Annotated in this window: 21 protein-coding genes; 3 read left to right on the plus strand and 18 right to left on the minus strand. The window is 50.1% G+C overall.

The window, feature by feature from the left end; translation table 11 throughout:
- Positions 1–1,282 precede the first annotated feature (1,282 nt).
- From ACFFK0_RS26575 to ACFFK0_RS26650, 16 genes are all read right to left on the minus strand, one after another.
- Entirely contained in the window at positions 1,283–2,383 is a 1,101-nt protein-coding gene (locus ACFFK0_RS26575) for a prenyltransferase/squalene oxidase repeat-containing protein (RefSeq protein WP_377473674.1), read from the minus strand.
- A gap of 203 nt (positions 2,384–2,586) precedes the next feature.
- Positions 2,587–3,063 carry a Fur family transcriptional regulator gene (locus tag ACFFK0_RS26580; RefSeq protein ID WP_377473676.1) on the minus strand — a complete coding sequence of 159 codons (477 nt, stop codon included), beginning with the start codon at positions 3,061–3,063 and terminating at the stop codon, positions 2,587–2,589.
- A 274-nt stretch (positions 3,064–3,337) separates the two neighbouring features.
- Positions 3,338–4,345: an HD-GYP domain-containing protein gene (locus ACFFK0_RS26585; protein ID WP_377473678.1), complete on the minus strand. Its 1,008-nt coding sequence runs from the start codon at positions 4,343–4,345 to the stop codon at positions 3,338–3,340.
- Positions 4,346–4,435: 90 nt separating this feature from the next.
- Positions 4,436–5,383, minus strand: coding sequence for a CRISPR system precrRNA processing endoribonuclease RAMP protein Cas6 (gene cas6 / locus ACFFK0_RS30710; protein WP_512700682.1), 948 nt, complete (start codon positions 5,381–5,383; stop codon positions 4,436–4,438).
- A 304-nt stretch (positions 5,384–5,687) separates the two neighbouring features.
- On the minus strand, positions 5,688–6,191 hold the full coding sequence (locus tag ACFFK0_RS26595; RefSeq protein WP_377473682.1) for a hypothetical protein: 504 nt from the start codon (positions 6,189–6,191) through the stop codon (positions 5,688–5,690).
- A gap of 45 nt (positions 6,192–6,236) precedes the next feature.
- Positions 6,237–7,619 carry a TIGR03986 family type III CRISPR-associated RAMP protein gene (locus tag ACFFK0_RS26600; protein ID WP_377473685.1) on the minus strand — a complete coding sequence of 461 codons (1,383 nt, stop codon included), beginning with the start codon at positions 7,617–7,619 and terminating at the stop codon, positions 6,237–6,239.
- A gap of 16 nt (positions 7,620–7,635) precedes the next feature.
- Entirely contained in the window at positions 7,636–8,016 is a 381-nt protein-coding gene (locus tag ACFFK0_RS26605; RefSeq protein ID WP_377473687.1) for a hypothetical protein, read from the minus strand.
- Positions 8,013–9,383, minus strand: a complete 1,371-nt coding sequence (locus ACFFK0_RS26610) for an RAMP superfamily CRISPR-associated protein (protein ID WP_377473836.1) — start codon at positions 9,381–9,383, stop codon at positions 8,013–8,015. Before ACFFK0_RS26610 ends, ACFFK0_RS26605 begins: the two co-directional genes overlap by 4 nt.
- Complete coding sequence (locus tag ACFFK0_RS26615) at positions 9,383–11,020, minus strand: RAMP superfamily CRISPR-associated protein (RefSeq protein ID WP_377473689.1); 1,638 nt, start codon at positions 11,018–11,020, stop codon at positions 9,383–9,385. Before ACFFK0_RS26615 ends, ACFFK0_RS26610 begins: the two co-directional genes overlap by 1 nt.
- Before the next feature lies 1 nt (position 11,021).
- Positions 11,022–11,645 (minus strand): RAMP superfamily CRISPR-associated protein, encoded by a 624-nt coding sequence (locus tag ACFFK0_RS26620; protein WP_377473691.1) that lies wholly within the window; start codon positions 11,643–11,645, stop codon positions 11,022–11,024.
- Between the two features lie 2 nt (positions 11,646–11,647).
- Positions 11,648–13,321 carry a hypothetical protein gene (locus ACFFK0_RS26625; protein ID WP_377473693.1) on the minus strand — a complete coding sequence of 558 codons (1,674 nt, stop codon included), beginning with the start codon at positions 13,319–13,321 and terminating at the stop codon, positions 11,648–11,650.
- 20 nt (positions 13,322–13,341) lie between these two features.
- Positions 13,342–14,673, minus strand: a complete 1,332-nt coding sequence (locus ACFFK0_RS26630) for a TIGR02710 family CRISPR-associated CARF protein (RefSeq protein WP_377473695.1) — start codon at positions 14,671–14,673, stop codon at positions 13,342–13,344.
- 18 nt (positions 14,674–14,691) lie between these two features.
- Complete coding sequence (locus ACFFK0_RS26635; protein WP_377473697.1) at positions 14,692–15,966, minus strand: hypothetical protein; 1,275 nt, start codon at positions 15,964–15,966, stop codon at positions 14,692–14,694.
- On the minus strand, positions 15,966–16,883 hold the full coding sequence (locus ACFFK0_RS26640; RefSeq protein ID WP_377473699.1) for a hypothetical protein: 918 nt from the start codon (positions 16,881–16,883) through the stop codon (positions 15,966–15,968). Before ACFFK0_RS26640 ends, ACFFK0_RS26635 begins: the two co-directional genes overlap by 1 nt.
- Positions 16,884–16,898: 15 nt before the next feature.
- Positions 16,899–18,194, minus strand: coding sequence for a hypothetical protein (locus tag ACFFK0_RS26645; RefSeq protein ID WP_377473701.1), 1,296 nt, complete (start codon positions 18,192–18,194; stop codon positions 16,899–16,901).
- Positions 18,157–19,494, minus strand: coding sequence for a hypothetical protein (locus ACFFK0_RS26650; protein ID WP_377473703.1), 1,338 nt, complete (start codon positions 19,492–19,494; stop codon positions 18,157–18,159). Before ACFFK0_RS26650 ends, ACFFK0_RS26645 begins: the two co-directional genes overlap by 38 nt.
- Positions 19,495–20,209: 715 nt before the next feature.
- Here ACFFK0_RS26650 and ACFFK0_RS26655 point away from each other — a divergent pair.
- From ACFFK0_RS26655 to ACFFK0_RS26665, 3 genes are read left to right on the plus strand one after another with little or no spacing between them, the layout of a single operon-like run.
- A complete protein-coding gene (locus tag ACFFK0_RS26655) occupies positions 20,210–20,686 on the plus strand; it encodes a DUF6530 family protein (RefSeq protein ID WP_377473705.1) in 477 nt (158 codons plus the stop codon).
- Between the two features lie 29 nt (positions 20,687–20,715).
- Entirely contained in the window at positions 20,716–21,681 is a 966-nt protein-coding gene (locus ACFFK0_RS26660; protein WP_377473707.1) for an AAA family ATPase, read from the plus strand.
- Positions 21,682–21,719: 38 nt separating this feature from the next.
- Positions 21,720–22,787: a vWA domain-containing protein gene (locus tag ACFFK0_RS26665; RefSeq protein WP_377473709.1), complete on the plus strand. Its 1,068-nt coding sequence runs from the start codon at positions 21,720–21,722 to the stop codon at positions 22,785–22,787.
- Between the two features lie 41 nt (positions 22,788–22,828).
- Here the strand turns inward: ACFFK0_RS26665 and ACFFK0_RS26670 are convergent, their stop codons facing one another.
- Complete coding sequence (locus ACFFK0_RS26670) at positions 22,829–25,195, minus strand: bifunctional diguanylate cyclase/phosphodiesterase (protein ID WP_377473711.1); 2,367 nt, start codon at positions 25,193–25,195, stop codon at positions 22,829–22,831.
- A gap of 101 nt (positions 25,196–25,296) precedes the next feature.
- The gene (locus ACFFK0_RS26675) at positions 25,297–26,514 is read right to left on the minus strand and encodes an MFS transporter (protein ID WP_377473713.1); all 1,218 of its coding nucleotides are present in this window, start codon (positions 26,512–26,514) and stop codon (positions 25,297–25,299) included.
- Between the last annotated feature and the right edge of the window lie 16 nt (positions 26,515–26,530).

Here is a 26,530-nt window from a genome sequence, read left to right on the forward strand (position 1 = left end):
TTTGTTGCGGCGCCGCGGGCCCCAATCTCGTTGTAACAACGCCCATTTGGGCTTTGTTGCGGTGCCGCGGGCCCCAGGCTCTCTGCAACAACGCCCATTTGGGCTTTGTTGCGCTGCCGCGGGCCCCAGGCTCGTTGCAACAACGCCCATTTGGGCTTTGTTGCGCTGCCGCGGGCCCCAAGCTCTCTGCAACAACGCCCATTTGGGCTTTGTTGCGGCGCCGCGGGCCCCAGGCTCTCTGCAACAACGCCCATTTGGGCTTTGTTGCGGCGCCGCGGGCCCCAGGCTCTCTGCAACAACGCCCATTTGGGCCTTGTTGCGCTGCCGAGGGCCCCAATCTCGTTGCAACAACGCCCATTTGGGCTTTGTTGCGGCGCCGCGGGCCCCAGACTCGTTGCAACAACGCCCATTTGGGCTTTGCTGCGGTGCCACGGGCCCCAATCTCGTTGCAATAAAGCCCATTTGGGCTTTGTTGCGCTGCCGCGGGCCCCAATCTCGTTGCAACAACGCCCATTTGGGCCTTGGTGCGCTGCCGCGGGCCCCAGGCTCTCTGCAGCAACGCCCATTTGGGCCTTGGTGCGCTGCCGCGGGCCCCAATCTCGTTGCAACTACGCCCATTTGGGCATTGGTGCGCTGCCGCGGGCCCCAATCTCGTTGCAGCAACGCCCATTTGGGCCTTGGTGCGCTGCCGCGGGCCCCAATCTCGTTGCAACAACGCCCATTTGGGCCTTGTTGCGCTGCCGCGGGCCCCAGGCTCGTTGCAGCAACGTCCATTTGGGCTTTGTTGCGGTGCCGCGGGCCCCAATCTCGTTGCAACAACGCCCAATTGGGCCTTGTTGCGCTGCCGCGGGCCCAAGGCTCTCTGCACAACGCCCATTTGGGCTTTGTTGCGGTGCCACGGGCCCCTGGCTCGTTGCAACAACGCCCATTTGGGCTTTGTTGCGGTGCCGCGGGCCCCAGGCTCTCTGCAACAACGCCCATTTGGGCTTTGTTGCGGCGCCGCGGGCCCAGACTCGTTGCAACAACGCCCATTTGGGCTTTGTTGCGGTGCCGCGGGCCCCAGGCTCTCTGCAACAACGCCCATTTGGGCTTTGTTGCGGCGCCGCGGGCCCAGACTCGTTGTAACAACGCCCATTTGGGCTTTGCTGCGGTGTCACCGGCCCCAATCTCGTTGCAACAACGCCCATTTGGGCCTTGGTGCGCTGCCGCAGACCTCGCCTAACCTCCAAAGAAATAAAATACCGCCCAGCTTCATGAGCCGGACGGACATGGTTGACGTCTATCAACTATTAACCAGCACTAACGGCGGCGCCTGAAGCCCGGCAAGCTCATAGCACTGCGTACGGATGAGCACGGCTTGCGTACCGGCGTTCATATCGCCTTCGATCAAACCGAGACCCAGAGGTACAGGCTTCGGCATGTCGGGGTAAAACTCGCCTTCCTTGACCTGCGCCACATTCGGCGCCACCGGAGAATGGGCCAGCTCTCTCGAGAACCCTCCGTCCGGACGAAGCAAAGCTTTCATATTGCGCAGCGTGATCGAAGCGATCTCCTCCATCTCCGCCTCGGGAACTTGAGCGTTCATCGAAGACAGCAGATTGATCGGATTGCGGATATAACACATATCGATAGCTTGTTCGTTTCGCAATGTGTACAAAATACTGCGGTACATCGCTTCAGGCCTCGGCATCGGAACGTTGAACGTGCCGTAGAACGTATGCAGCTTGAACGTTCCTGAGATTCTCACGTACCATGAGCCTTCGCCCCACAAGCCGGTCTCCGGGTCCTGGATCCTTTCGAAGAAGCGAAGCGCCTCTTCCAAGTAAGGCTTGCGGGCTTCAGCATCCATTTGACGCAAATATGGTGCCGAGTTGCACAGCCGGTCGCAGCCCCGCCAGCTGTTCGAAAGCTCGATGCTCTCCAGCCAAGCAGCATAATCCTTCGGCGAACGCATATAGGCCGGCGCATCGCGGAACGGATCGGGCAGCGGATATAGGGGACGGCCCCCCAGCTGCCTCAATGCGTTGGAGGAATAGCTGATCGCCCGCCCGACCATGACGTCGTCTGCCCTCATATTCGGGTCTTCATCGTAAAAGTATCCGCTGGCCGCATCCTGTTTATTTTGAAAAAAACGAATCGCCTTCTCTTTGTAAGCCGGATTCCACTCTTCCAGCATTCCGACGCGCTGCAAAATATTGAGAGCCTGTGCCGTCGATTCGATATCGGGCGTAAATTTGCCGGACTCTTTCGAGCTTCGCGCATAGAAGAAGCCCCCGGTGTCCGGATCGTATTGATCGTCCAGCCAAGTGAAAAAATGTTCAAACAAGCCATCCATTTCCGTCAGTATTGCTTTCAACCGAACTCTGTGCTCACCTGTTGCCATTCCAGCCGCCTCCTGCAAGCGCATTCATAAGCCTGTCCAAAGCATGCTCCCAAGCCGTAACGAAGCAATTTCTTTGGCTTCTCTTATTGTAATGCATATAACGGTTCATTTCTTGCAGTATATTGTCCGGTTTATCGTAAAATTATCTATTTATGCTCTTCTACGATTTCCCGGGGAATATAAGTTGGCAGCGAGACCAGAAATTAAGAAACGGCTTTGCTTGTTCTACTGCAGTCATGCCCATTGCAAGCTTGAAAATATCCCATAAAATCAAGACGATGATCAGTAACAATAAACCCGTATTCGCGTGCCAATCGGTTTTCCAGCTCGCTCAGCCAGTCGTCCTTGATCTCTTTCAGTTTTCCGCAGGATGCGCAAATCAAATGATGATGCATATGGGCATGCCCTTCGCTGCGGAGGTTAAACCGGGCCACACCGTCGGCAAATATCATTTTTTCTACAATGTTGAGCTCGTTCAATAGTTCTAACGTCCGATAGATTGTCGCAAGACCGATTTCGGGAAACGTCTCTTTCTGGATCATAAATACATCTTCGGCGCTTAAATGCCCGTTCTCATTCTCCAGCAAAACTCGTACGACAGCTTCCCGCTGCACCGTTAGCTTATGGCCCTTGTCCTTAAGCAGCCGGCCAATGTTCTCCAGCCTCGTCGAAATACTCATATCCGGTCCTGCCCCTTTCTTCAATTGTTAAAGAGCCATTTTCATCCCTGCTTCGACAAGGAAAATATCGATAATGGTTATTATTTTATAATTATTATAATATAAGCGCAGCGTTTTGACAAGACAAGATTAGGAACTAGCCGAACGCACATACACCTCATTCAATAGAGTCGCCCGAACACTTGGGCAGTTGAAATTATGACGGGATACAGCGAAAGGAAACAAGTCTCGAGGGAATGCTCCGGAGAACTTTCTAATTGAGAAGAACAGATGCTCATGAAGCTGAAAGTTTACATTGCATGCTCTTCAATTCTTGCATATTATTTTCTTCATTCACAATTTCCAGAAAATGGTCCAAGACGACCGGATCGAATTGCGTTCCTCGTCCGGATTCCATGATATTCAGGGCCTCGTGATGCGGGATCACATCTCGGTAAGAGCGTTTCGAAGTTATGGCATCCCATACATCGCAGACAGCAATAATACGAGCTTGTAATCCGATATTGTCTCCCGACAGACCAAACGGATATCCTTGGCCGTCCAAGCGTTCATGGTGGTGGAGTACGCCGTCCAAGATCCGGTCTGCGTACGGGATTCCGGCAAGAATTTTCGCACCGAGCCTGGGATGCTGTTTCATCATATCGTATTCATAGGCAGTCAGCTTCCCGGTTTTATTGAGGATATCTTCCGAGATTCCGATCTTTCCGATGTCATGAAGCATGCTGGACCACTTGACATATAGCAGTTCCTGCTGATCTAACCCCATACGTGCTCCAATGCAAACGGAAAGATACGATACACGATGGCTGTGTCCGCTCGTATACGAATCCCTAAGCTCCAGCGACTGGGCAAGCGCTTCGATAATCCCGGTGCCCAGCGCTTTATTTTCTTCCTTCCTCAGCTTGAGATCGTTGCGCTGCTTCTCGATTTCATTTTTCTGTTGAACAATTTCTTTATGTTTGCGGTCCAATACAGCAAAGAGCCTTCCTGTAAAAATCCCAATACTCATAAAGAAAAATAAGCGGATAAACCAATCCATCGGCGCTTCATGAGTACCTCTTGAAACATCGTCCGGCATAATAGGGCCACAAATAATGCCTGCAATGATAGCGGTAATGATTCCGCCCTTCACTCCCCAAAACCGGCTTGCAAGAATAATGGGACAGTAAAAAATTGGTGCAATAGGAGTGCTTGTACCGTTCATCACATACACTGTTAACCAGTTGATGCATAGTAAAACACTGATCGCTGCACTCCGAAGCTTTCCCGATCGTATCGCCATCTCACTCTCTCCCGCCGTTTATCTCATAAGTAAACTTTAGCGGAGATTTGTTAGATAGTTTTCAGTAAAATATTAGGAATCATAAAGTTCCTATGAACAAACGTTAATTTTTCCATATCCAAAGCTCGTATGTTTGCCGACATGAATCCACTCGGCCAGCTGTAAATACGGGAGGACAGCGGAGAGCTCTTCTTCCTCTCCTTCCCATACCCATTCCCCGACAAGGCCGCCAATTTTCATTTTGGTATGTTTCCTATATGAAAATCGTTCGATGTCGACCCATTGAAAGTCCTGAGATTTTACCCGGATCCGCTGTGATGCCTGTTGAATATGGTCCGTATCGATTTGCAGTTCCCCCAACCCATACATATGATGAATCACTACAATTCGCTGCATCAGTAACTTTAGGAATTGTTCGATGGAAGGGGATTGAAGCAGCGTTCCTTTCTCCTGCAGCCGTACCGGAGTAACGAATTTCAAGCATAATGGGTTCGTCGCTAACGCCTTCGAATCTGGGGGCATGTACAAAGTGCGAACGGGAGCCGATAGAAGCTCCTGATCCCTGACCAGATACGTCCAGGTCGAAGTCTCGAAGGACCATTGTTCAACATGAACAAGTTCGGCCGTAAGCTGCTGCGGTCCCATTCCATATTGAACCATTCTGCGAAAAGTACGAAGAAACGGCGGGTACCATTCCAGTGCATGTGGACCGATACACTGAAACTCAAACGATAGCGTGTGACCCTTTTTCATAAATTCTTCATCGGATTCGCATAAAATCATGTACGGCTGCGGGGGGGTGGCGCCTCTCTGGAAATGATTCTGTCTCTTTTCGTTAGTTTCAAACACATGCGTATACATACATTCATGCTGAAGGCTGCATGTACCGCAATCTTGATGGTTTACGTCCAAGCAGACCGTCTCCTTCAAGGCACGTCCAAAGACGCCTCTAAGGAGAGATCCTTTATTCCGGGGTATGCCCCCGCTCTGATTCATCCGCATCGTTAGACGAAGCCGGAAAACTGGAAGCCTGATCAAAGAAGCACCTGCCTTAACACAAATAAGCCTCTAAAGTTCCCTGAGTCAGGCAACTTTAAGGCCTCGTGGTCACTGCCTCGAATCAATCGATGAGTTAACAATAAATAATGGGAGGAATCAAATGTGCTTTAATACCCTGAATCGGGTCAACGAAATAAATAAAATGGAGCATGTTTATATGTGCTTTAATACCCTATGACGGGTCTGCATATCTTCTAGTTTATCATATCTGCATGTACTTGCAAGAGGAAAGAACTGCATAACCGGGAAGCAAAGGAACAATCCCTCTGCTTCCCTTCTGCCGCTATTTTCCCGGGGAGCTTGCATCGTCATCGTCAGCGTCTGCATCAGCTTCAGACTTCGCGAGAGCGATCAGTTCCTCCACGCCGGGAAGAGGAGTCTGATTCTTCAACATGTGCGTGAATTCTTTTTTCTTTAATTCCATATACCGAATGACATCGTCCGGCAGTAATACGGACTTCATGGCCATCCATTCCTTCACGTTATTCGCTTGGGACAGATCAATACCGTCTCTGGCCTTTACCGTATCCTTATATCGAGTAATCAAACTCCCGGCATCGATCTCTTCCGCATATGCGGAACGCCCCTCTTCGAAATCGAATGTATCGTACCACTGATCGAGCTTGTACACTTCCACCTTTACGGCATCAACCCTCACTCTCCCATAGCCGTATGGCTTGCCCATGCCAATCTGATGATAGCAATGATCTTCTTGCATCAAAGCCCATAATAGCAAGCCAAGTTCATCCTCATACAAATTGGTGAAATGGATCTTCCCATGAAACACGGCCCCCTTCTCCAGCGGAACAAAGACGGTGTTGAGCTTATGGGGTTAACCGTCACGGTCTAAGACTGCTTCGGGAGCCTCTGCCTGCCGCATCCAATATTGTTTCATTCCACGCAGCTCAAAGCCGGAATCATTGTAAGAAGTCCAGACGTCATTCTGCTTGACGTACAACGGATAACTGGCAGCACGGGGTTCAAACAGCATCATGGACTGCTCCTTCATCGTTTTACCCTCTGTACAGTGCAAGTCCATCACGGAAATTCTGCCGCGGTAACTGGCCTTCTCATCCCCGCTCCGTCGATTGACAAAGCCGAATATGGACTGAGCATAATCCATCTGCTCCCCGCTAATCCGGGCCGCAGGAGGGACTCCTTCACGAACAGAATGATTATAAAACACTCTTAGATAAGGCATGAAGCCAAAATCGACCCGTTCGCCATTCGTGATATAAAATACGGGTTTCAGCATATGTTCATCTCTCGGCAATCGGTAATACTCTTTATTCCCCTTCTTCAGCCGCAAGTCCCGTTCATATGCTTCGATATCGGACTTATCGATAGGTATTCCCGGTACGTGAGCATCAGGTTCGCGAACTACATAATGGTGAATCTTCCTTTGCACAAACCCGGTACAAAGTATCGTACCTTGCAGCGGCAGCTTCGACGCTTCAGCCAAATCGGTAACTTTATCGCGGCCCGTATCAAAGGAATAACTGATGGAAGTCGAATACGGTTCAAACGTTTTTTGTTCGATCCTTTTCAGCTGTTCATACCATTCCCAGTCCTTGGCGATTAACCTTTTTCTTGCATGCACGTGATTGGCAATGTCCTTGGAATACATCCATTTAATTTTGTCTTGGATAGCGGCAATGCCGGGCATTCGACGCATTTCAAATTCTTTGACCTTATAATATTGGCGTCCTTGATGATCTACCTTCGCGGGAATAATGACATAAGAGTCTTTTCCCGTCTTTTTTATATATCCTGCCTTTACATGAGTCAGCACTGTTTTTGCAGACGTAAAGCCCCCTATATCTTGCTCCTCTACGGAAAAACCGATGTGCTGCTTATATTGATTGCCAAGAGACTTATTCGCATTGGAAAACATCCGGTACAAGTACCGCTGGTCTTCAATATCGGCGGAAATGTCGCACTGCCCCAGCACCTGTACCGCTGTACGCAGCAATCCCCGCATCGTATTGCCCGGAATGATAAAGTCTCCTTTTTCATTTCGAAGGAACTGCTTGGGGGAACTGATTCCGTTCGAAACCATGATGGGGGTTTCCGCGACAATCGAAAATTGTATATTGCCTGTATAGGCTCCCTCGACATATCGGTCATGTCTGGGCAATTGGCTGATGTCATCGTATCGAACGATTACCTTATCCGGAAAAGATACAAAGTTATATGGTGCACCTACGTAAGTCAATTTGTTCGCCCCCTACTTATTGCAAACCGCTGGGATGGGAATACGAAATATAGGCTTGCCCGTCGGAATCATGCTCTACATATTGCGTACTAACCAGGCTTTCCCTTCTTCCGAGCAGCCTTTGTTTCCTTGTGATTTGAACACGGGGAGCATCTTGAAACCGGCAGCGCGTTGTAACCCATTCCTCATCACGCTTCCAAACGAAGTAAGCGGCTTCTTTGCTTACGACATGCATTTGGATCAGATCTTCCATGAAGTACGGATCCTCCAGCATTGCCTTCCAGCTTTCATCATCTTCAATCAGTTGAATGCCTTTGCTATACCCCATAACAAGACGTAAACAACCTTGTTCGACAAGTTCGCCGATGTCAAGAGGATACACGGATAAAAAATTCATAGCTTCGTTACCTCCCGCCATGCATGAAGCAAGTTGTCGAGCAAGAACGCTTTGGAGCCGGTTACTTTCCCGTCATGTGTGACAACCACCGCATGTTCCCTATGAGTCATCGTCAATTGTTGTGCGGATAACCGGCCGAATCCTCTGGCTCCGCCGCCTCCTATGTTGACATGTCCGAACGCCAGATCCCTTATGGCGAACAGCAAAAGAGTCATCGCTGCGTGTTCAAGGAACGGAGAGATGCTGGTTCTCGCCGGCCGCAGAATGATCTCGATTGTACCCTCACCGGCAATTCTCTCTGACGTAAACATACCGCCTTTCATTCCTGTGCTTGTAAGTTTATTCATTCTGATCCCTGTGATCACCGTGCTCGCTTCATTACGGATCCTTACATCCCCGATAAAGACATGTCCGGCAACCGGTCTCTCCCCTGTGGTACTATTGTCAGCCCCAAACAGAAAATCAACCAGCTGCTCAGCGGTAGCTTCATTGGAGCACCTCGCGAATGCAATCCGTGTCGCTTGATGCCGCAGCAGCCCCTTTAAGGAGGAGCCCGGTATGATGGACGTTTGTCCATGATCCGTCCGCATATTGGCGGTATCCGTCTTGTTCGAACTGTTATCCTGCGCGCCTATAAGCACCGCCGGAATATGGACATCCAGCTGTACTTTATAAAACGCATGCGTATGACCATTACCAATAATTTGCTCGGTAATCTCATGTGTTCCTCCGATTTGCAATGAGCTTGCATAGGAGAGCAAATCGGCTTTGCTTCTCAAATCGTATTCCATATGGTGGATCTTACGAATGTGAAATCGGCCGGCACCGTTCGAGAGATCGCCCCCAAATCGAACCGTACCGTGATGCAGTGCGGCGAGGAGATTCGCTACCAGGCTTCTTTTCCGTTCATAATCCTCCTCATCGCGGGCAAAAAGCCGCAGACCGAACGTAAGCACGATGCCCGGTGACATGTATTCGCGTTCAAACCGTTTTCGATTGGCGGCGTTCCCCGTTACCGGATTCAGGCTTACACTAGGCCGAATCTCTTCCGAGATTGTGGACAAAGATTCATTGACTTCAGCGTCGTACACGTAAAGGGAGGACTGTACGTCCCGATTCGTACCATCCAATGACAAATAGCCGAACATTTCGCCGACTGCTTTAGTCTCGGCAAACTCCATCGTGGAGGCCGCCTTGCGAAGAGCGCCGGCAATCGTCGTACCGGGAATCCACGGCTTCCCATTCTCGTCATACAAGAGCTCATCGCCGTTTTTCACACGCCATACGGAATCCGATGCGATATCGACTCTCCATTCGCCTACGAAGGTTGTTCGTTTAAATAAGGGAACTTTGTCCTGGTTCTCCATCAAATTGTGCCCACCCCGTCACGAACATCTTGATGCTTGCGATTTCTTCGGACAAACCGCAAATAGTGCTGCAGCAGCCATAAAGACTGAATATACTTTTCATCTTTCGTCAAAGAGCCGTCGTGGCCGGTACCAAAATATTGATCGAAGATCGGCTCGTCTGCACCTTGAATGAAATTGATCATAAAATCAATGATGGTCTTATGATCAACCTTAAACCGTTCCAGCTGTTCTCTAGCCCTCTGATTGCTTCTTTCCGCGCCGTCGCGTCTTACAGTTAAATGCCGGAAGTAGTCCAGAACATCCTGTCGAGTGTTCTCAATCGCGGATTCCCCATGTAATTCCACCTTGTATAGAGCGGCATTGATCAGGTCAATCAATTTCGAAATTTGGGAGTTGTTCACTTGTTTGCCGATCACTGTTTTTCCCCAGAGAACGAGAACCCCTTCCTCCCTCTTCCCCTGCAACAGAACCTGCTGTCCCCGCTTCAGAATCCGCGCCAGGCGCATACGATCATCTTCATTTTTTTGCATCGTTAAGGCAGGCGAGCCTTCGAACGTTGCAGACGGGCTCGTTTGGGAGCGGATGCGGATGATACTGGAAACCGTTAAATCGGCCGCACTCCTCACCATGATCTCGCCATAGCCTTCAACCCGCCGATCGCCGATGCCTCGGAGAAGAAGACGATGAACTTTGGCCGGGTCAACGGTTCCCTGCACAATCTCATAAGCAAAAATAGAACCGCGCTGCACGCCGGTGACAATCGGCATAGGCGAACGCCACTTATCAATATATCCGCCAATCGATGCGGTTTGGACCGCAGACTGGCTTGCACGTAACACGAGATCTTCACTGCCGATGAGTTTTGCTGCCCGTTCAGCCGTTAAATCGGTGGCAGGCCGGCCGAATTCATCTCTCAGCAGCCAATCGGATACTGCATAGATGTACATTTTATTTCCTGCCGGCGAAACGGTGTCGATCGCCTGATCCCAACAAGTGACTTCACGAATGATGCAATGCCCGTACCCGCTCGTTCGGGATCCGCCAATAAAAAGAGGCTGCCCTTGCATAGTCGAAAGAAATTGGACAAGCGCATCATCCGCATTCACGACCATGCCCTGAAACGTCTGGTTAGGCTCTATCGTTTCAAATCGAAACAGCTGATACACTCGTTCCTTTAAACTGACGTGCAAATGAAACTTTTTTCGTACCGTATGATGAACCAACCGTCCGTCGCTTCCAAATTCAACGAACCCGCCGTAAGAAACCCGTTTATCGTTATCCTCCAGCCGATTCTCAAAAACATTATTCACTGGAAGCTCCATGCTGGAGCCCGAATCAAACAGTTTCATCAGAGGCTTCTGAGCATACAGATGGCAAGGCATCGGAATGGTGCGAGCCCCGTTCCGCTCCGGGTACGCATGTAAGAAGCGAGTGTCTCCGTTCAGCCAGCGTCTTCGCTCAGTCACATTGGTGTCTAAATCAAGTCCCATCTTCCGGGCATATACGGCTAATAAAGCACCTCTTATTGAAGTTCCGGGGAGGAAGTCGGGGGCATGCTGGACGTCCGTTTGGGAAGCTTGCGAGCCCACTTTAACGGGTTGTACGGTTTCAATCGTGTACGTAATGGTTTTCACTTCAACTCCCCGCCCCCAGCTTGATCTTATTCATATAGTACGGCGTCACATTTTGATCATTCTCATATAATTGCATCCAAACATGACCTTTGCCTCTGCTCTGCATTGAGCCAATATGCTTGGTCATCGATATGACCAATGCCATAAAGGCGATTTCCTCTTCCTGGAGCCGCTCCATGCCATGCAGCTGACTATAGAACACGGCATCCTTGGTTAAAACACGTACTTGTCTCGAGGAATTTTGAATCATAGTACCCGTCTCGGGATGAAGACTCGCTATGATACGGACAGCCGTTAGCCGTGCCTTAATTTCGTCATGCCGGAAATGTGCCAATTCCCGGTACCATTCATAGGGCAAATAAGCGTTTCCGAATCTAAGCCTTCCTTCCTGCATCGAGCTGCGCGAAGTGCTGCTTCCAAACAGCCGCTCGACCGTTGCGGTTTCCCCGTATAGCTGCCCCACCAGCTCCGCTTGCTCTCTTAATTTGCCCTTAAGCGTCTTGCCCTTATAGTACGGGATACCGTGCTCGTCATAGGTCAACTCCGTATCCGTTTCACCGGCCATCGCTTGGCCGCTGCCAAGCGCTGCCTCCGATAGAAGCGCTATCCGTATGCACCATGTCATGGTTACACTTCCTTCTCGATGTTTCTATCCCTCACACCCAATATGCTTAACAATTCAATCGCATCATAATAGATGGCGTACCGAATCCCGTCCCGGGTAACATGGAGCGAATGTTTAGGTAAATCTCTTCGCTGCAGCAAAACGGTTTCCATAGCTTCCTGAACGATAAAATAGCGCTGCTCCGACTCTGTCTTATGATGCACGTCAATCCATACCTTCAATTTCTTCGCACTCAATTTCATCGATTGAACACGATTACATATAGCTTCGAACAGCTCAATGTCCGGAAACGGCTTTACTTGATCAAATCCTCTCTCCATTTCCTTCATCAAGGCCTCCCGTGACGATCGCGGAAGCTGTTTCACACTGGCTCCATCAGGCAGCAGCGAATCATGCAGATATGTCGAGCCTTTTTCCGGAAGCGTTACGTAGTAAGGCTTTAAACACAAAGTCGTGTTGGCCGAAGGCGAATATTGCTGTTTGCGAAGATTCCGCAAGCTCTCATCGGAATCCCCGCTAAGGATGTGAAAATCAAGGGCGCTAAAGTCAAAATTTTGCTCCTCCGGTATTCCTGCAGCCCTGTTCTGTTCCAAAATGCGCGTCTTGGCATTGGTGCACAGCTGTTCCGCCAATTGATGCGCCCTGGAGAACGGATAGCCCTTCTTCACAAAAGCAATTCCTGCGCAAGCATGCATGGTCATATATTGAGAGCCCACATTAACCGCCTCAAGCTGCAATTCCTCCAGGAACATCCGGGCAGCTCTGATTCCGATTGGACCGCTGGTGACAAAAGAAATATCATCCCCCGCGGCAATCAAGGGGCGCAACGGAAAGATAGGCAGTTCGTTCGATTCCGTATCCGAATCGTTAGGCTGATTATTCAAGTATTTATGAAGCTTCGCGGTCATTCGGGTGAAAGCGCGCTTATAGCAGTCATCCACCTCTTTGCTGAATTTGCAAAACTCGTTTCGGTATCTTTCATTAAATTCGGGAACGGATTCCTCTTCCGTTTTCTTATAGTGATTTTGAAACGCCGTCAATTTTTTACCCATCTGATTTCCGTCGATATGAATAACAGCCAGATCGTCTAGTTGTTCTAACTCGGTTGGAATCTCATAGCCTTCCGGAATCAATGAAGCGTAAGCCTTTTTTTGTTCCCTCTTGGCAAATTGCCGCTTCGCATAGATTTCATCGCTGATGAATTCGTTGTCGTCCGTATGGGAAGCAGGCATCCCCGTGCGGGTGCACACTTCATGAAAGCCGTAGCTGGTCTGAACCGCAACGTTGCTGCGCTCCCCCTTCTTTACCGCCATCTTCCGAAACGCTTCGGCAAGCGCATCCGTGATTAGCGTCGATTCGTTATCGAAGGGATGCACAATACAGAACATCTCCACGCCCGGATAGGCCTGTAGAACAAAGCCGGTCACGTTTCGATTGAAGGCGACCGCTTCTTCCTCGCAGGGAAATACGTAAACGGCCTGTCCGCCGCCTTCCATAAGCGTATAGGAAGAGCACTGCTGAAGCGGATCGTCGCACTTCAGCCAATTCCGATCATAGGCCAATTCCTCACTGATATAACGTACAATCAATGAAGCGCCAATGTTGTCCTTTAATTTGTTGCTGTTAAAAATATAGGCTTGTTTCTTGGATACTTCCAGGATGCTGATACACTTCATTCCCATCACCGCGTCCCTGTTTAGTTTGCGTCTTCGAGGTCCATAAAGGAATTCGGCAAATCGTTATAGAAACGAAGCCCGATTTTCGCTTTCGACAAAGCTGCGTCAAGCGCATCGCATTCGGAAATAAACGACCAGATCGCTTCCTTGCATTCCAGATACTCATGTTCCTTAATCGGATTCATCCCGTGGGCCAGGAAGCTGTAATTTCGCAGCTGAAGCACTTGGATGATCTTCTTCTTCCATCTTTCCCATACTTCGCCGACAGGCTGACCCAGATCCTGAAGCAAGTCGTAGCCATCCTTCATCCCAATCTGGATTTTGCCTTTCTCGTTTCGTTTTTCCTCATAATAAGCTTTGCGTTCCGCAGGCAGCCCCGGCAATTCGTCCAGGTTCACGTCGGCTGTAATGACTTGGCAGCGCAAGAGTGCGAACTGCGCATACATTTCCGCCGCCCGGTATAGCCGCGACACGGCGTCGTCGTAGCAGCGCTCGGCAGCTTTGCGGCTGGCATTCATCAACAGGTCATTGATCAGGACAAATCCGTTGGCGATCCGCTTGGAGGAGTAGGATTGCTGTTTAAACTGGACATACATTTCTTTGGCGTCAACCAATCTTTCCAGCGTCATCTTGTATTGAACCAAATCCCGGTCCGGACGATACAGCTTGCAATAAACCTCCATCGTTTCGAGGGCCGCTTCGTACTCAAAGCGGTCCCAGTCCCGGTAAACGCTCACCAAGTATCGAATTTGATCCAGCTTTTCGTTTTCGCTGACCCCTTCCAAAGAAAGCATATCGTGAAGCAGCACATAGGCACTATCGTACTTTCTATCTGACAGCAGCGTTTTTGCCGATTGAAGCAGCCTTTTACCCAAAATGACATTACGCTCAAAGCGTTGTACCCGGCTATGCTCGCCTCTCACCTTTTCCAAATTGATCCGCGGCCCTTTCACGATAACCAAGCTGCAGTTGGAAACCTCGGTGCTTGCACCCCAAAGACCGGCCGACATCGATTTCGTTCCGCCGGTATAGTCGATAATGAAGTCTTCTCCCGGAAAATCCTCCATCCGCTTCAACGCTTTGTCATACGTATCAAACGGATTATCCGCCTCCACTTCCTCGACGTACACTTGGCTTGGATTCAACTGCGTTTGGACGACGATATTCGGTCTCGTGTTGACCCGCTTGCCGTCTTGAAAGTCCCCGCACACCAGGCCGTCCCCGTCAACAGTTACCCGGCTGCCAAGCTTGTCGCCTGTACAGAAGAAAATCACTTTATCGGGACGAATACTTTTAATGGAAGTGACTACCGGAATATCGCTGCCCCCAACGGAAATCAGCAAAATTTTCATATCAACATCCCCCTCGTCTCAGATCGGTTCCATCATCGATTTTTCGTCTAGAAAGCCTTGAACCAATATACCAACGAATCCAATAAGCAAAGATTGGTAGAACAAAACGAGTGGCGCCACATAAACGGTCTCATGCAGCAAGATGATATCATGAGGCTGAATCAACGGCTGCATGCCCAAATCGGTTACTGTCCTGACAGCACTCGAATAAAGAGAGGGAAACACAAACAATTGAGTCAAGCAGGTCACAATGAAGGAAGGAACCCATGCAATAAGCAAAAATCCTACCGGTGCACCGATCAAATCTCTCCAGCGGCGCTTCCGCTCGCGATGGACATGCAGCCGGCGACTTGCCTGTTCAAAATAAATCAAATTTATATATACGCACAATCCCAATAGAGCAATGAGGCAGGCGAGCCGGATATGGGAGGAGGAATAAAAAAATCTCCAATACTCATCTGCAAATAAAAGCAGCAAATTTCCCGCCATAATGGTCATCACGAGCCGGATATAAAGAAAATATTTGACCAGCGGCCCAACGTACCGATACATAACGACCAGCATCAAGACAGCTGCCGCAAGAATAACAAAGGCCAGGTTGGAGAAAACGACCGTTGCAGGACTGGGCTGCGCGTCTTGAAGTCCATGATAGGTCGGCCATAAGTGAAAGAAGCTTACACAGGCAAGGAGCAAGGCAAATACGAACAACCACGCTCGCGATAAGGACAAGGCGCGATAGTAGATCGAGAAGATGACTTCGATCATGTACTTCCCCATGACATGGTTTCCGACCATTTGGTGGATGATCTGTTCGAGCAGTTCGATGTTCGCGATGACCTCGGGCTCCTGAGACTTGGGCTTCGCCTTGATCATTTTTTTGATCAACGGAATCAAGCCGTCATGCTCAAACTTCATATGGCATCGTTCGCTGCCGTTTCCCGAGAGCAGCAGCCTGTACTCCTGCTTGATGTCACCCAAGATGGGCTTCTCCCCGAACCGGTTGCTCATAAAGTACTCTTTCCCGTATGTTTTGTTGAGCAGCGTATTGATCCATATAGGCAGCAGTTCTACCAAATAGGCAAGCTTCTCTTTCGTTTCCGCATGCAGCAGGAACCCGTCGGCCGAGGCGGATAGATCATTTTTCAAGCCGGCAATGAGGTAATGCACCCATATTTTCTTAACCGGATCGCCGCCCGCTTCAATCGTCTGCCGAAGGCTCCGATCAAGGTGAAAGAAATCGGGGTCCAGCCTTCTTTGATTCTGGTACATCCTCCGAATGTCGTCTTCCCGCATTACGCTCTACCTCTCCTTGCATTTTTCAAAATATACGGATAGAGCTCCCAAAAGATTTTCCCCTGCGTATTGAGGATGAATAGTTTATTTCCTTCTTCGTCGGTCATGTTTTGTTTGGTAAAAATGCTTTCCAAAATCAGCTTAATCGTTGGGTCGGTATTCATGTTGCTGCGCAGGAAATCTTCCGGTACATAGACGGCTTCGCCGCTCACGACAGGCTCCGTTTTTCTCGAAAATTTGGCGATATACCGCCCGATCAACGACCCGCGCTTCTCCATGCGGAAATCTTTCGCCATCACTTTCTCGAAAAAGTAAAGCAGCTCCGTCTGCTGCTTTTTCCCTAAATCGAAATTCAACAAGGTGTTCCACTGAAAATCTTCTTTACTCAAGTTTGGGTCAATGAGCGAAGAGCGTGCGCCTAGAATCGATTCAATATAAAAGAAATAAGGGAGATACTGCCGCAAGCCTGTCGCAATATGAAAGCCGATCGTATCGGGCCCTTCCCGGTTAATGATTCGAATCAGCTCGAGAATATCCCGAAATATCTTGTTCTCGTCCTTGGTTTCCGTATCAAGGCCAATTTCAATATGCATTACCGGGACTTGACATGTAAAATAATGCTTCATGATTGCATAGCAAAAATAGCACTCCGGCGATCGATTTAATAAACTGACAAAAATCAGCTTGTCCGGTTCTTTATTTTCGATAAAATTCAAGCAGCCCGTCACCTCAAACAAGGTCGGGGCTTGTTGAGCGCCGTGCAGGAGAAGCTCCTGATGCACTTTATGTTCCCACTGTTCATAATCCCAGTTGCCGGTTTGCTCCGTTTGCACGATTCGGTTGTATAGCTCTCTTATGTTGACTTGGTTGATCAGATTGATCCCGATCACCGTTGCATATAAATACACGTTGGACAACGTTCCCGCTCCCTCCTACACCGGCTGCATGTTCCTTCGGTACAGCTCCTCATCCAGCAAACAAACGATGGACCGGTTCAGCACATCAAAGAACCGAAGCGGCGGAATTAGCCCCCATTGATTCAACAGCGGCTTAATCTTGTCCAACGGGGCTTTCCCTTGGCAAAGCCTCACACATTCCGATAAGGAATAATCGGCAAAGCCATGTCCGCTGACCCCTTCATGCCGCAAGTCAAGGAGATCCGAAAATCCTTCATCCTTGAGAAGAACGTACAGCGATAGTAAGCGGCGCTCGGACTCCTGCAGGAAGGAATGCGCCTGCCAGCCGGTTTTGCTGATCGAGATCTTCTTTCTGCGCTGCAGCTGCCCGATTTGCTCCGACAATACCCGCAGCATGCTGGACAGCGAATATGTCATCATCGGAGGCACCGGAACCGAGTACCCGGATTGCGGTTTCGATTTCCGAACGGGCCGCCCATATTGCAGGTCCCAGCCTAAAGCATACAGCAGCCACTCTTCCACCAGCCGGTAAAAGAACACGAAAAATTCAACCAGTCGCTCTTGCTCGTAATACATTTCCGACATCGTGTATAAATAATAAATAGTGCTCTTGGCGTCATACCGGCAAAGTCCGCTCCATTCCCGGATATAAGCGAGCTCTGTCTCGTGAGATCCTTGCGACGATAAAACCGATTCCAGCAAGCGAAACTCCTGCTCGGCCTCTTCCAGAGAATAGCGCAGCACATTATCCCCCAGCTGCAGCAGGCGCCCGACTTCCGGCCTCAGCTGGAGCGATTTCGTCAGCTTCAGCGCCGCCCGATAGTTTCCCGACAAGACCCACTCCCGGCAAATGTGATACACCCGCTCATTCTCCATATATTCATCAACATCAACCTTGCTGCCGACTGAATTCGTGCCGCCGCCCGGAATGATCATCTCATCCAGATTCGATTGAAGGCATTCCTGGTGAAGAAGGTGAACCATGGCGTCGTTATGGTTTGCAAAGCCAAAATGAAGAATGCTTCGTTCACCCGCAGGCTGATCCGCCAGTAATGCCCGTATGCAGATTTGCTGTTGACGAATGTCCCGGTTTTCCAGCCTAAGGACCGTATAGCCGCCTCTCCAATGCTTCCCCTTGGCATGCAGCCAGTCTTCGATCCCGTCCCCGATCTCCGGAGCGATAATCCAACAAAGTCTTGTCGCTTCTTCGTTGAACGCTTGGAGGGACGTCCAGCCGTCCTCCAGAAAGGCCGGCAGCGCGATTTCATCCCGGCTATTCCCCGCTACGGGTAGCAGCAATCTCCTGCCCATCTCGTGCTCCCCCTTCCTTCAACCACTCCAGGAGGAAATGATTCCATTCCTCATAATGGGAGTCCCATTGAGCCCCCAAATCCTTAAGCATGAGTGCAGCGTCCCGTTCAAACCGGAGCTTGGAGCGGTATATCGCACCGCCGGCATATCCCGTATATTCGGTCCAGATCTCACGATCCTTGAAGCCTTTGCGCCCATGGCCCAATAAGGAACGATTGCGGAGCAGCAGCGTATCCGCGACGTTCTTGCTGCGGCTGTAGAAATAAGCGGCTGCAAAGCGCGAGATCCCGCCCGATGCATACTCTTCTTCCACAAGCTCCGCTAATTCATTCAGTGTCAGCCGCTCTGGAATGTCCCGTGGCGCCCCGTCCCGGCCGTAACGGTAAATGTATTGCAGCAAAGCCTCGCGGGATCTGTAGAAACGAATCATAAAGGACGGAATATCATCCAGCTCCAGATACAGATCCATCTGGCGAAACAATTCCTGAATGCGCGCCAAATCCCCGGCTTGCTCCCCTTCGACCCGTCTCAAATCCGTTACGATACGATCGGTGCTTTGCACCAGCTCCGTAGGGAACAACATCTTCCGCGCTTGCTGCCAATGCTCCCATGTATGCCCATCGTGAAAGTTTAACCGGTCTCCCAGCATTCCCACTACATGAAGCACAGGCTCCCATATGCTTGCATGGCCAGTGAGGCTCAGCTGCTCCCGCACCCATTCATAAGCAGCCCGATAATCGTAGTCCATAAGAAATTGTCGAAACACTTGGTACCAATTATGCGAATAGACATGGAGCTCAACCGGGCACTCGTAAACGTTGTCATGCTGCCAGTAGAGACTTACGTAGCGGTCCTCCCACTGCCGAAACCCTTCCAGCAAAAATGCATGAGCGAACAAGGAAGCCCCCTTTCCGGCTATTTGTCCAAACGATGCAAAAGGATGCCGCACCGACAACCGATGCATCATCGGCTCGAGCCTTGTCAGCCAATCGGTCAGCCGATTACCGGGGTTACCGACGAACATGACCTCGAGCCTGCCTTGCAGCCGGTTCCGGTCTTCTGCAGACAACTGTTTATGTACTTGCATGACGATTTCCGATCTTGCCGCGTCGGATATGGATTGCCCCGAGCTCACGATCACCCAAAGATAGATTCCGGAGGGGAATGATAAGGACCCCTGCTTCTTACAATGTGCAAGGAATCGGGCCAAATCTTTGGATTCTTCATCCAGATTCCACCGGGACTTCCCCAGCTCGAGCTTGGTTTGCATCAACCAATTCAGGATCATCCCATCTTCCATACCCGCAAAACCCCCACGAAAAAATAGAAAAGCCTTAGACACCGCCATATATTGGCATGCCCTAAGACCCATAAAATGTTACCAGCTTTAAATAAGTGTGTAAAAAATATAAATAAGGATAAATTATATGTGCTTTAATACCCTTTAGCGGGTCAGCTGTGACAAAATACGACATTTATCACAAACATATCTTACCTTTTCACGAACCGCTTTGCAAGAGAAAATTGTACATGGCGAATGTCACCAAACCGTACGGAACGGCTTCCCGGTACGGGCAGCCGTTAACTAAGCTCATCAATATACTATACGCCTATTTAATATGATGTTGTTACCGTATTTCGCCTTCATCAGTACAAGTTGTTCTTTAACATGTTTATATACATCCTTCAGGCTCTTATTGATCGGCTTGATCGTATGGATAATTTCGCCATTTACGACAACATCGTATACAACCATCATAAGCTCACTTCCTTTGCGGTTATCAATAAGGTAAGTGTACTGTCGATGTATTAAATGAGTATTAAAACAAATGGTCTATTCTGTGAACATAAAGGCAGCCTGACTCGATAACGAGGCAGGCTGTTTTTATGGAGAACTAAATTCTTGAACCGTAATCATAAACGTAATGTTATTTTGTTTGTGTTATAGTCAACGAATATGTATAATGTTTATGAAAACACATCACCCCGAACTATATACCGACGGAGGGAAACCGATGCAAATACCATCTGCGCGTAACCATAAGCCAGTGGTCGTCGCGGATCATTATGACCGGGTTGACGGCCGCTATGCAGGCCAATCCGATGCAAGCTGCGTGTCCTTAGGCCTAACGGCAGGCACCGGAGGAAAGGCAGAACTATCCGCCAAAGTCTGGATAAATACCCGCGAGATGCTGTCAGAGCCATCCGACGAGCTGCCTCTGCATCGAGTGCTTGACCTTTCTATCCTGATTTGCCGCGCTTTGGAGCATTTTAACGAAGCTTATATGTATGAACATCTCTTCAATCCGGAGAAGCCTTCGATTGACCGCATCGGCCTCCAAGGCAGTGCGCTGAATGTATCCATTTGCACAGACAATGAAGAGATTCGAGAGGACATCCAAGTGTTTAACCAGCTCCTTAGCAACGATGGAGAGTTGCTTGGAGAGCGATTGCGTGCGTTGTCCCGGTGCTTGAAGGAACTTGGGTTCTAAATGATCAACGAATGGAAGCGGTGAAAGCGTTGTACGGGAATCAACCTTATTTGTTATCGCCCGATCGGCAATTGTCGGATATGGAGAAAGCACTCGTATGGAAAAAACCTTCCTCTCACATCGTCAGCGATGCAGAGAAGCGAATTTGCGAAGAAGTGAAACGGAATTGGAACCGGGGGCAGATGAAAATCTCCACGATTTTGCTGGAAGGAGATGCGGGTTCGGGAAAAACGCAATTGGCGAAGGCGTTATCCGCAGAGTTCGGTTTGCCTTATACGAAAGTAACATGCTTCGCCGATATGGATAAATCGGATGTCATCGGCGCGATCCTGCCTGTCATGACATCAGATAAGAGCGAACGGACCGATGAGCGGGAGCAAGCTCCGGTCGAGTACCGCTTCTATCCATCCGAGATCGTAAGAGCTTATCAGAACGGCTACCTGCTGGAAATCCAGGAGCCGAACGTGATCCGCGACGCAGCCGTTCTGATGGCTCTGAATTCCGCTTTGGAGCCTGACGGCAGCCTCAACCTTCCGACCGAGATCATCCGCAGACATCCCGATTTCGTTGTCGTCATTACGACGAACCGGAGTTACGCCGGAACGAAGCCCTTAAACGAGGCGCTGAGAGACAGAGTCCAGCATACGGAAAGAATGGAGACGCCAACCAAGGAGGTCATGATCGAAAGGGCGAGCGCCATGGTAGGATATCAAGATCAGGCCGTTTTGGGCATATTGGCGGATGCCATCATCGCGCTGGATCAGGCAGCCAAAGCCAATGCGATCAAAGGCGTGGCGGGAATGCGTTCTTATTTTTACTGGACAGATGCCGTCTCGGCAGGGATACCTGTCAAAGAATCTCTCTATCATAAAGTCATCTACAAAATCACGACAGACCCTGATGAAATCAAGCTGCTGGAAGAAGCTCTTCAATCCCGCGGCCTGATGACACAATTGGATGGCCTGGAGGCTGCAGTAAAAAAAAACGAATTCTAGGGACACTTGATATCACCGCTTCGGATCGGCTTGACGGCATGGATTCGCACGATGACGCCGACGCGGAGGATGGGCTCGCGCTTACGAAGTCGGCAGAGAGCGACGACAATTTCAGCAACCACAGCATCCAATTCGAGAAGTCTGCTGAGGGGAACCGAAGCGAATTGGGGGCAAATATTTCTTACGCCGTGTCCAAGGATCAATATGATCCGGATAAGGAGCATAAACAGAAAGAAAAGGAATTCCGCAAGAAACTGAACACGGAAGCGAGAGAGGTGATTGCTCACTCGGTTCATAAGGACGTCAAGCTCATCGTACACCGGCCGGAGGTTACACCGGTGCTTCAGGCAGAATATGAACGCATGAGCCGCAATCTATTGCCTGTGGTAAGGGAAATCGCACGGAGAACGATGCCGCTTCTGGAGCATGAGATCTCCGTGGATTATGCAGGCCGTCACTGCTATGGGAATAAGTTCCGTACGGACAGCTTGGCCTATAAGGACTTCAGATATTTCTCCAAGAAGCGACCGCCGTCGGAATCCCCCACTTTGGTTGTGGGGGTACGGGTCGACGAATCCAAATCGATGACAGCCGCGGGAAGACTGGAGGCTGCCAAGCGTGCGGTTATCGCTGTTTATGAATTTTGTATGCTGTGCGATATTCCCGTTCTGATCTCCGGGGATACCGCGGACGTTTCCCGGCTGGAGCAGATGTCGATCTTTTCTTACGCGGATTTCGCCAAGCCCGATCGATACGACCGGTATCGGTTAATGGGGATTCGGGCCAGAGGCAACAATCGGGATGGGATGGCCCTGCGGATCATGGCCGACCGGCTGGCCGGAGCCCCGGGGCAGAGCAAGCTGCTCATCAGCATCAGCGATGGTCAGCCGAAAGCGCTGGAAGCTTATAGCGGGGAAACCGCGCTTCAAGACATTCAGCAAACGATCGCGGAATACGAACGGAGAGGCGTACGATTTTTGGCAGCCGCCATTGGCGATGACAAAGAGACGATCAGCCGTATTTATGGAGACGGAAGATATTTGGATATTACGGATTTAAATCGATTCCCTGCGGAATTGGTACGTTGTATCGCCCGGTATCTGTGAGTTGGGAGGTCAAGCCGACGCTTGACCTTCCTTTCTTTGCTCTATATCGCGAAATCCTTCTTGACGATCCGCTCAGCCGACACCGGTCTGCCCACCAGATAGCCTTGGATTCGATCGCAGCCTTGATCGCGGAGGAAACGAAGCTGTTCTTCCGTCTCCACGCCCTCGGCAACGACAATCAGGCCTAGTTGATGCGCCATGTCGATTACGGACGATAGCACCACCTGGTGGCTCACCGACTCGTACACTTGCTCCACCAGCGACTTATCGATTTTCATGATTTGAATCGGAAGCTTGCATAAATATTTCAACGAAGAATAACCAGCCCCAAAATCATCGATGGAAATGAGAATGCCGAGCTCGCTCAGCTGCATCAGCACCCTGCTCACTTCCACGAAATTCGTAATGGCGAAGCTTTCCGTCACTTCGAATTCAATGCGGCTTGGCTCTACCTCTTCCTCCTCAATCATGGTTCGTACTCTCTCCACAAAGTCTGGTTCCAGCAGCTGCATACCGGATATATTGACCGCAATGCTCCATGTGTTGCCCGGTACGGAAATTTGCCACTCCTTGTACTGGCGGCAGACCGATCTTAATATCCAATCCCCGATTACGGTAATGAGTCCCGACGATTCGGCGATCGGAATGAACTCGGACGGCGGTACCGCCCCAAGCTGAGAATGATTCCAGCGCAAAAGCGCCTCCACGCCGGTCATCTCGTTGCGCTTCAAGTCCCATTTGGGCTGGTAATGAAGCAGCAGCTCGTTATGATCAATCGCCTGCGGCAAGTAATTCTCAATGGTTAACCGTCGTTTTCTCGCCGCATGGATCGATTCGGAATACCACAGATAGCCTGCTCTTCCTGAATCCTTGACTGCAAGCATGGCCGTATCCGCATGCAGCAGCAGCTCCTCGCCATTCGTACCGTGTTCCGGATACAGACTGATCCCGATGCTGGCGGAGATGGATGCAGCTTGGCCTTCCAGGTGGAAGGGAGTGTCCAGCTTTGATTTGATCCTGCCAATCAGCTTCTCAATCGCGGTCGTGTCGACCTCGTTCTGGCATATGACACAGAACTCGTCCCCTCCTAACCGGAACAAGGCGTCCCCGTGTAGCAAACAATCCTTGATACGATTTGCAGCTTGGACGAGCAGCCGGTCACCGGCGTGGTGCCCAAACGTATCGTTTACATACTTAAACCGATCCAAATCGATAAACAGGACTGCGAACGGAACTTGATACTGTCGTCCGTAATCCATTTTTTCCTCCAGCATAAGGAAGAAGGACTTTCGGTTCGGCAGCCCGGTAAGTACATCATGATGCGCTTGATGATAGATTTCCAGCTGCTTCCGCTCCAGAGAAGCCATCATCCGATTAAACGTTCTCTCCATATCGGACAACTCGTCTTGGCCCGTTTCGGCGATCCTCAGGGAAAAGTTGTGCTCCCGTTCGATGCTGTTCATACCGGAGACAGCCCGATACATGCGGTGAAACACGTTGCGCTTGAGTACGATAATCACGACAACAAGCAAAGCGAGCCCGGATAAGGCGTAATACAGCGAATAGTAACGGATGCTTGCCAGAGCTTGCTTGGAAAAATCCCGTGGTTGCGCACATTCCAGCACGACGACCGGATTATTGTCTACGTCGTAAATCGCTGCAAATGAACGAATATAGTCCCGGTCTGTTTCAGCCCAGTACGACAGCTCTTTTGAATCCACAGTCATCTTGACAGCATGTTCCGGCAGCTTGAGCGAAGAATTTACAATCCGGTAAGATAGACTCATGTCCGCCTTTTCCGATACGTACCGGATGTAATGGTCATCGATATACCGCCCAAACACGAGAGAACCGTGAACGGGCCCTTTATTTTCACTTGTCAGAATCGGGTCCGAAACGGCCACGATCGGCTTGCCGTTAACAACGATGATCGCTACCTTTCGGGAGCTTTCATCCGCGTGCTCGATAAACGATGCGTGACGTCCGCGCAACTCTTCGATGAATGCGGCGGAGTCACCGGTGGCTTCATTTTTCATAAAGTCGTAGGACTTGCCTAGAAAAACCCGTTTGTCATTATCGAACAGAAGCGCAAAATTCAAACGGCTGGACGTAAACAAGGAAGGAGGATAGTTCGTTTGAATATAGCGCACATCGGCAGGAGGGATGTGAGCTTGAGACACAAAGTGATACGTATCGTCCCAGCCTGCATAATTAATGGCGATGGCCCCCAGATTACGGTTTTCATCAAAAAAGGAATGCAATGCGCGCTTTAGCCCTTCTTTGGCATAGGACATTTCCAGCACTTCGGAGTTACGAATAATTAACCTCTCGGACAACGTATACTGTATCGTAAGCAAGATAACGGTGCTTAGGCTGATGTATATCATAATTTTCGTTAGAAGTCTCATGCGCAGGCTCCTTTAATCGATCTTCATCGCCTGTATTCGACCCTAGCGGAAAGCAATCCTACTGAATAAATTCCAAGTGCAGCATTTTCACCTCATCACGTTCAGCGGTTATGTTCTTCCTTCAAGCTCAATCGGCTGCCTAACAAGCGGTTTACTTTCTCCGCACTCATCATCATGAGTATAAGAAAAGCGAGCACGACAAACGGGAACGTCGCTATACTCGTTTGTGCAAACAATCCGAATAGCGGCGGCAGAATCGTCGTTCCCGTATATGCGACAGCCATCTGATACCCCATCAGCTTGGCGGAATGTTCTCTGCCAAACCGGGCGGGAGTTTCATGAAGGAGGCCCGGATAGATCGGGGCAAGGCCGAGTCCAATCAAAATGAATCCCGTCAGGAACAGCGTGTGAGGCAGCGGAAGCAAAAGGACGATACCGCCTGCAATGGCAACAAGCTGACCTAAGCGAATTAACACCCGATTCGAAACTTTCATCGTAATAAACCCTGTAACCAGCCTTCCGACCGTTATGCCGCCATAGTATAGAGATATCCATCCGGCGGCAGTCTCTGCCGTAACCGCCCTTGCTCCAACCAGGTAGCTGGCCCCCCACAGCCCGACCGTCGCTTCAACTCCGCAGTAGAATAAGAAGGCGAATAAGGAATAGTTAACTCCTTTGATGCGGAGTACGTTGACGTTAGCTTGCAACCGCCCGGAATCGGCCTGGTCTCGCTGTTCTTGTTGATCTGCACGCTCCGGCTCACGATTCGAGGAATGCCGTTTCCATAGCGGAAGCGTCACAAGCAAAATCAGGACGAGCACGAACTGGATGATGGATACGGCTGCATAACCGCCCCTCCATGAGTTATGGTCGGCTATGAAGGATGACATGATCATGGGTCCCATCGTTGCGCCTACACCCCAGAAACAGTGCAGCCAATTCATGTGATGGGCTTTATAGTGCTCAGCTACATAATGATTCAACGATGCGTCGACTGCTCCTCCGCCAAGCCCCAGAGGAACGGCCAGTACAACTAACCAAAGGAACGACGGTGCTGTCGAAAAGCCGAACAGCGCTCCGGCGGTAAGGCAGCAGCTTATAAGGGTAACTTTTCCCGTTCCAAACCGCCTGACGATATTCCCGCTTGCCAGACTCGATACGATCGTCCCTCCCGCCACGACCATAGACAAGATCCCGGCGGAACCTAAGGATGCTCCGACGTCAGGCCACATCACAGGCCAAGCCGACCCGAGCAATGAATCCGGAAGTCCGAGGCTGATGAACGATAAATAGATAATCATTAAGAACAAGGTTGCCATCGTGCAGCTCCTTTGC

Source organism: Paenibacillus chartarius (assembly GCF_042432825.1).
Lineage (GTDB): Bacteria > Bacillota > Bacilli > Paenibacillales > NBRC-103111 > Gordoniibacillus > Gordoniibacillus chartarius.

Bases quoted from the DNA above. Each gene is read 5' to 3' on its own strand.
- ACFFK0_RS26575 (WP_377473674.1), bottom strand. From the start codon at position 2,383: ATGGCAACAGGTGAGCACAGAGTTCGGTTGAAAGCAATACTGACGGAA.
- ACFFK0_RS26580 (WP_377473676.1), bottom strand. From the start codon at position 3,063: ATGAGTATTTCGACGAGGCTGGAGAACATTGGCCGGCTGCTTAAGGAC.
- ACFFK0_RS26585 (WP_377473678.1), bottom strand. From the start codon at position 4,345: ATGGCGATACGATCGGGAAAGCTTCGGAGTGCAGCGATCAGTGTTTTA.
- ACFFK0_RS26605 (WP_377473687.1), bottom strand. From the start codon at position 8,016: ATGAATTTTTTATCCGTGTATCCTCTTGACATCGGCGAACTTGTCGAA.
- ACFFK0_RS26610 (WP_377473836.1), bottom strand. From the start codon at position 9,383: ATGGAGAACCAGGACAAAGTTCCCTTATTTAAACGAACAACCTTCGTA.
- ACFFK0_RS26620 (WP_377473691.1), bottom strand. From the start codon at position 11,645: ATGACATGGTGCATACGGATAGCGCTTCTATCGGAGGCAGCGCTTGGC.
- ACFFK0_RS26625 (WP_377473693.1), bottom strand. From the start codon at position 13,321: ATGAAGTGTATCAGCATCCTGGAAGTATCCAAGAAACAAGCCTATATT.
- ACFFK0_RS26630 (WP_377473695.1), bottom strand. From the start codon at position 14,673: ATGAAAATTTTGCTGATTTCCGTTGGGGGCAGCGATATTCCGGTAGTC.
- ACFFK0_RS26635 (WP_377473697.1), bottom strand. From the start codon at position 15,966: ATGCGGGAAGACGACATTCGGAGGATGTACCAGAATCAAAGAAGGCTG.
- ACFFK0_RS26645 (WP_377473701.1), bottom strand. From the start codon at position 18,194: ATGGGCAGGAGATTGCTGCTACCCGTAGCGGGGAATAGCCGGGATGAA.
- ACFFK0_RS26650 (WP_377473703.1), bottom strand. From the start codon at position 19,494: ATGGAAGATGGGATGATCCTGAATTGGTTGATGCAAACCAAGCTCGAG.
- ACFFK0_RS26655 (WP_377473705.1), top strand. From the start codon at position 20,210: ATGCAAATACCATCTGCGCGTAACCATAAGCCAGTGGTCGTCGCGGAT.
- ACFFK0_RS26665 (WP_377473709.1), top strand. From the start codon at position 21,720: ATGGATTCGCACGATGACGCCGACGCGGAGGATGGGCTCGCGCTTACG.
- ACFFK0_RS26670 (WP_377473711.1), bottom strand. From the start codon at position 25,195: ATGAGACTTCTAACGAAAATTATGATATACATCAGCCTAAGCACCGTT.
- ACFFK0_RS26675 (WP_377473713.1), bottom strand. From the start codon at position 26,514: ATGGCAACCTTGTTCTTAATGATTATCTATTTATCGTTCATCAGCCTC.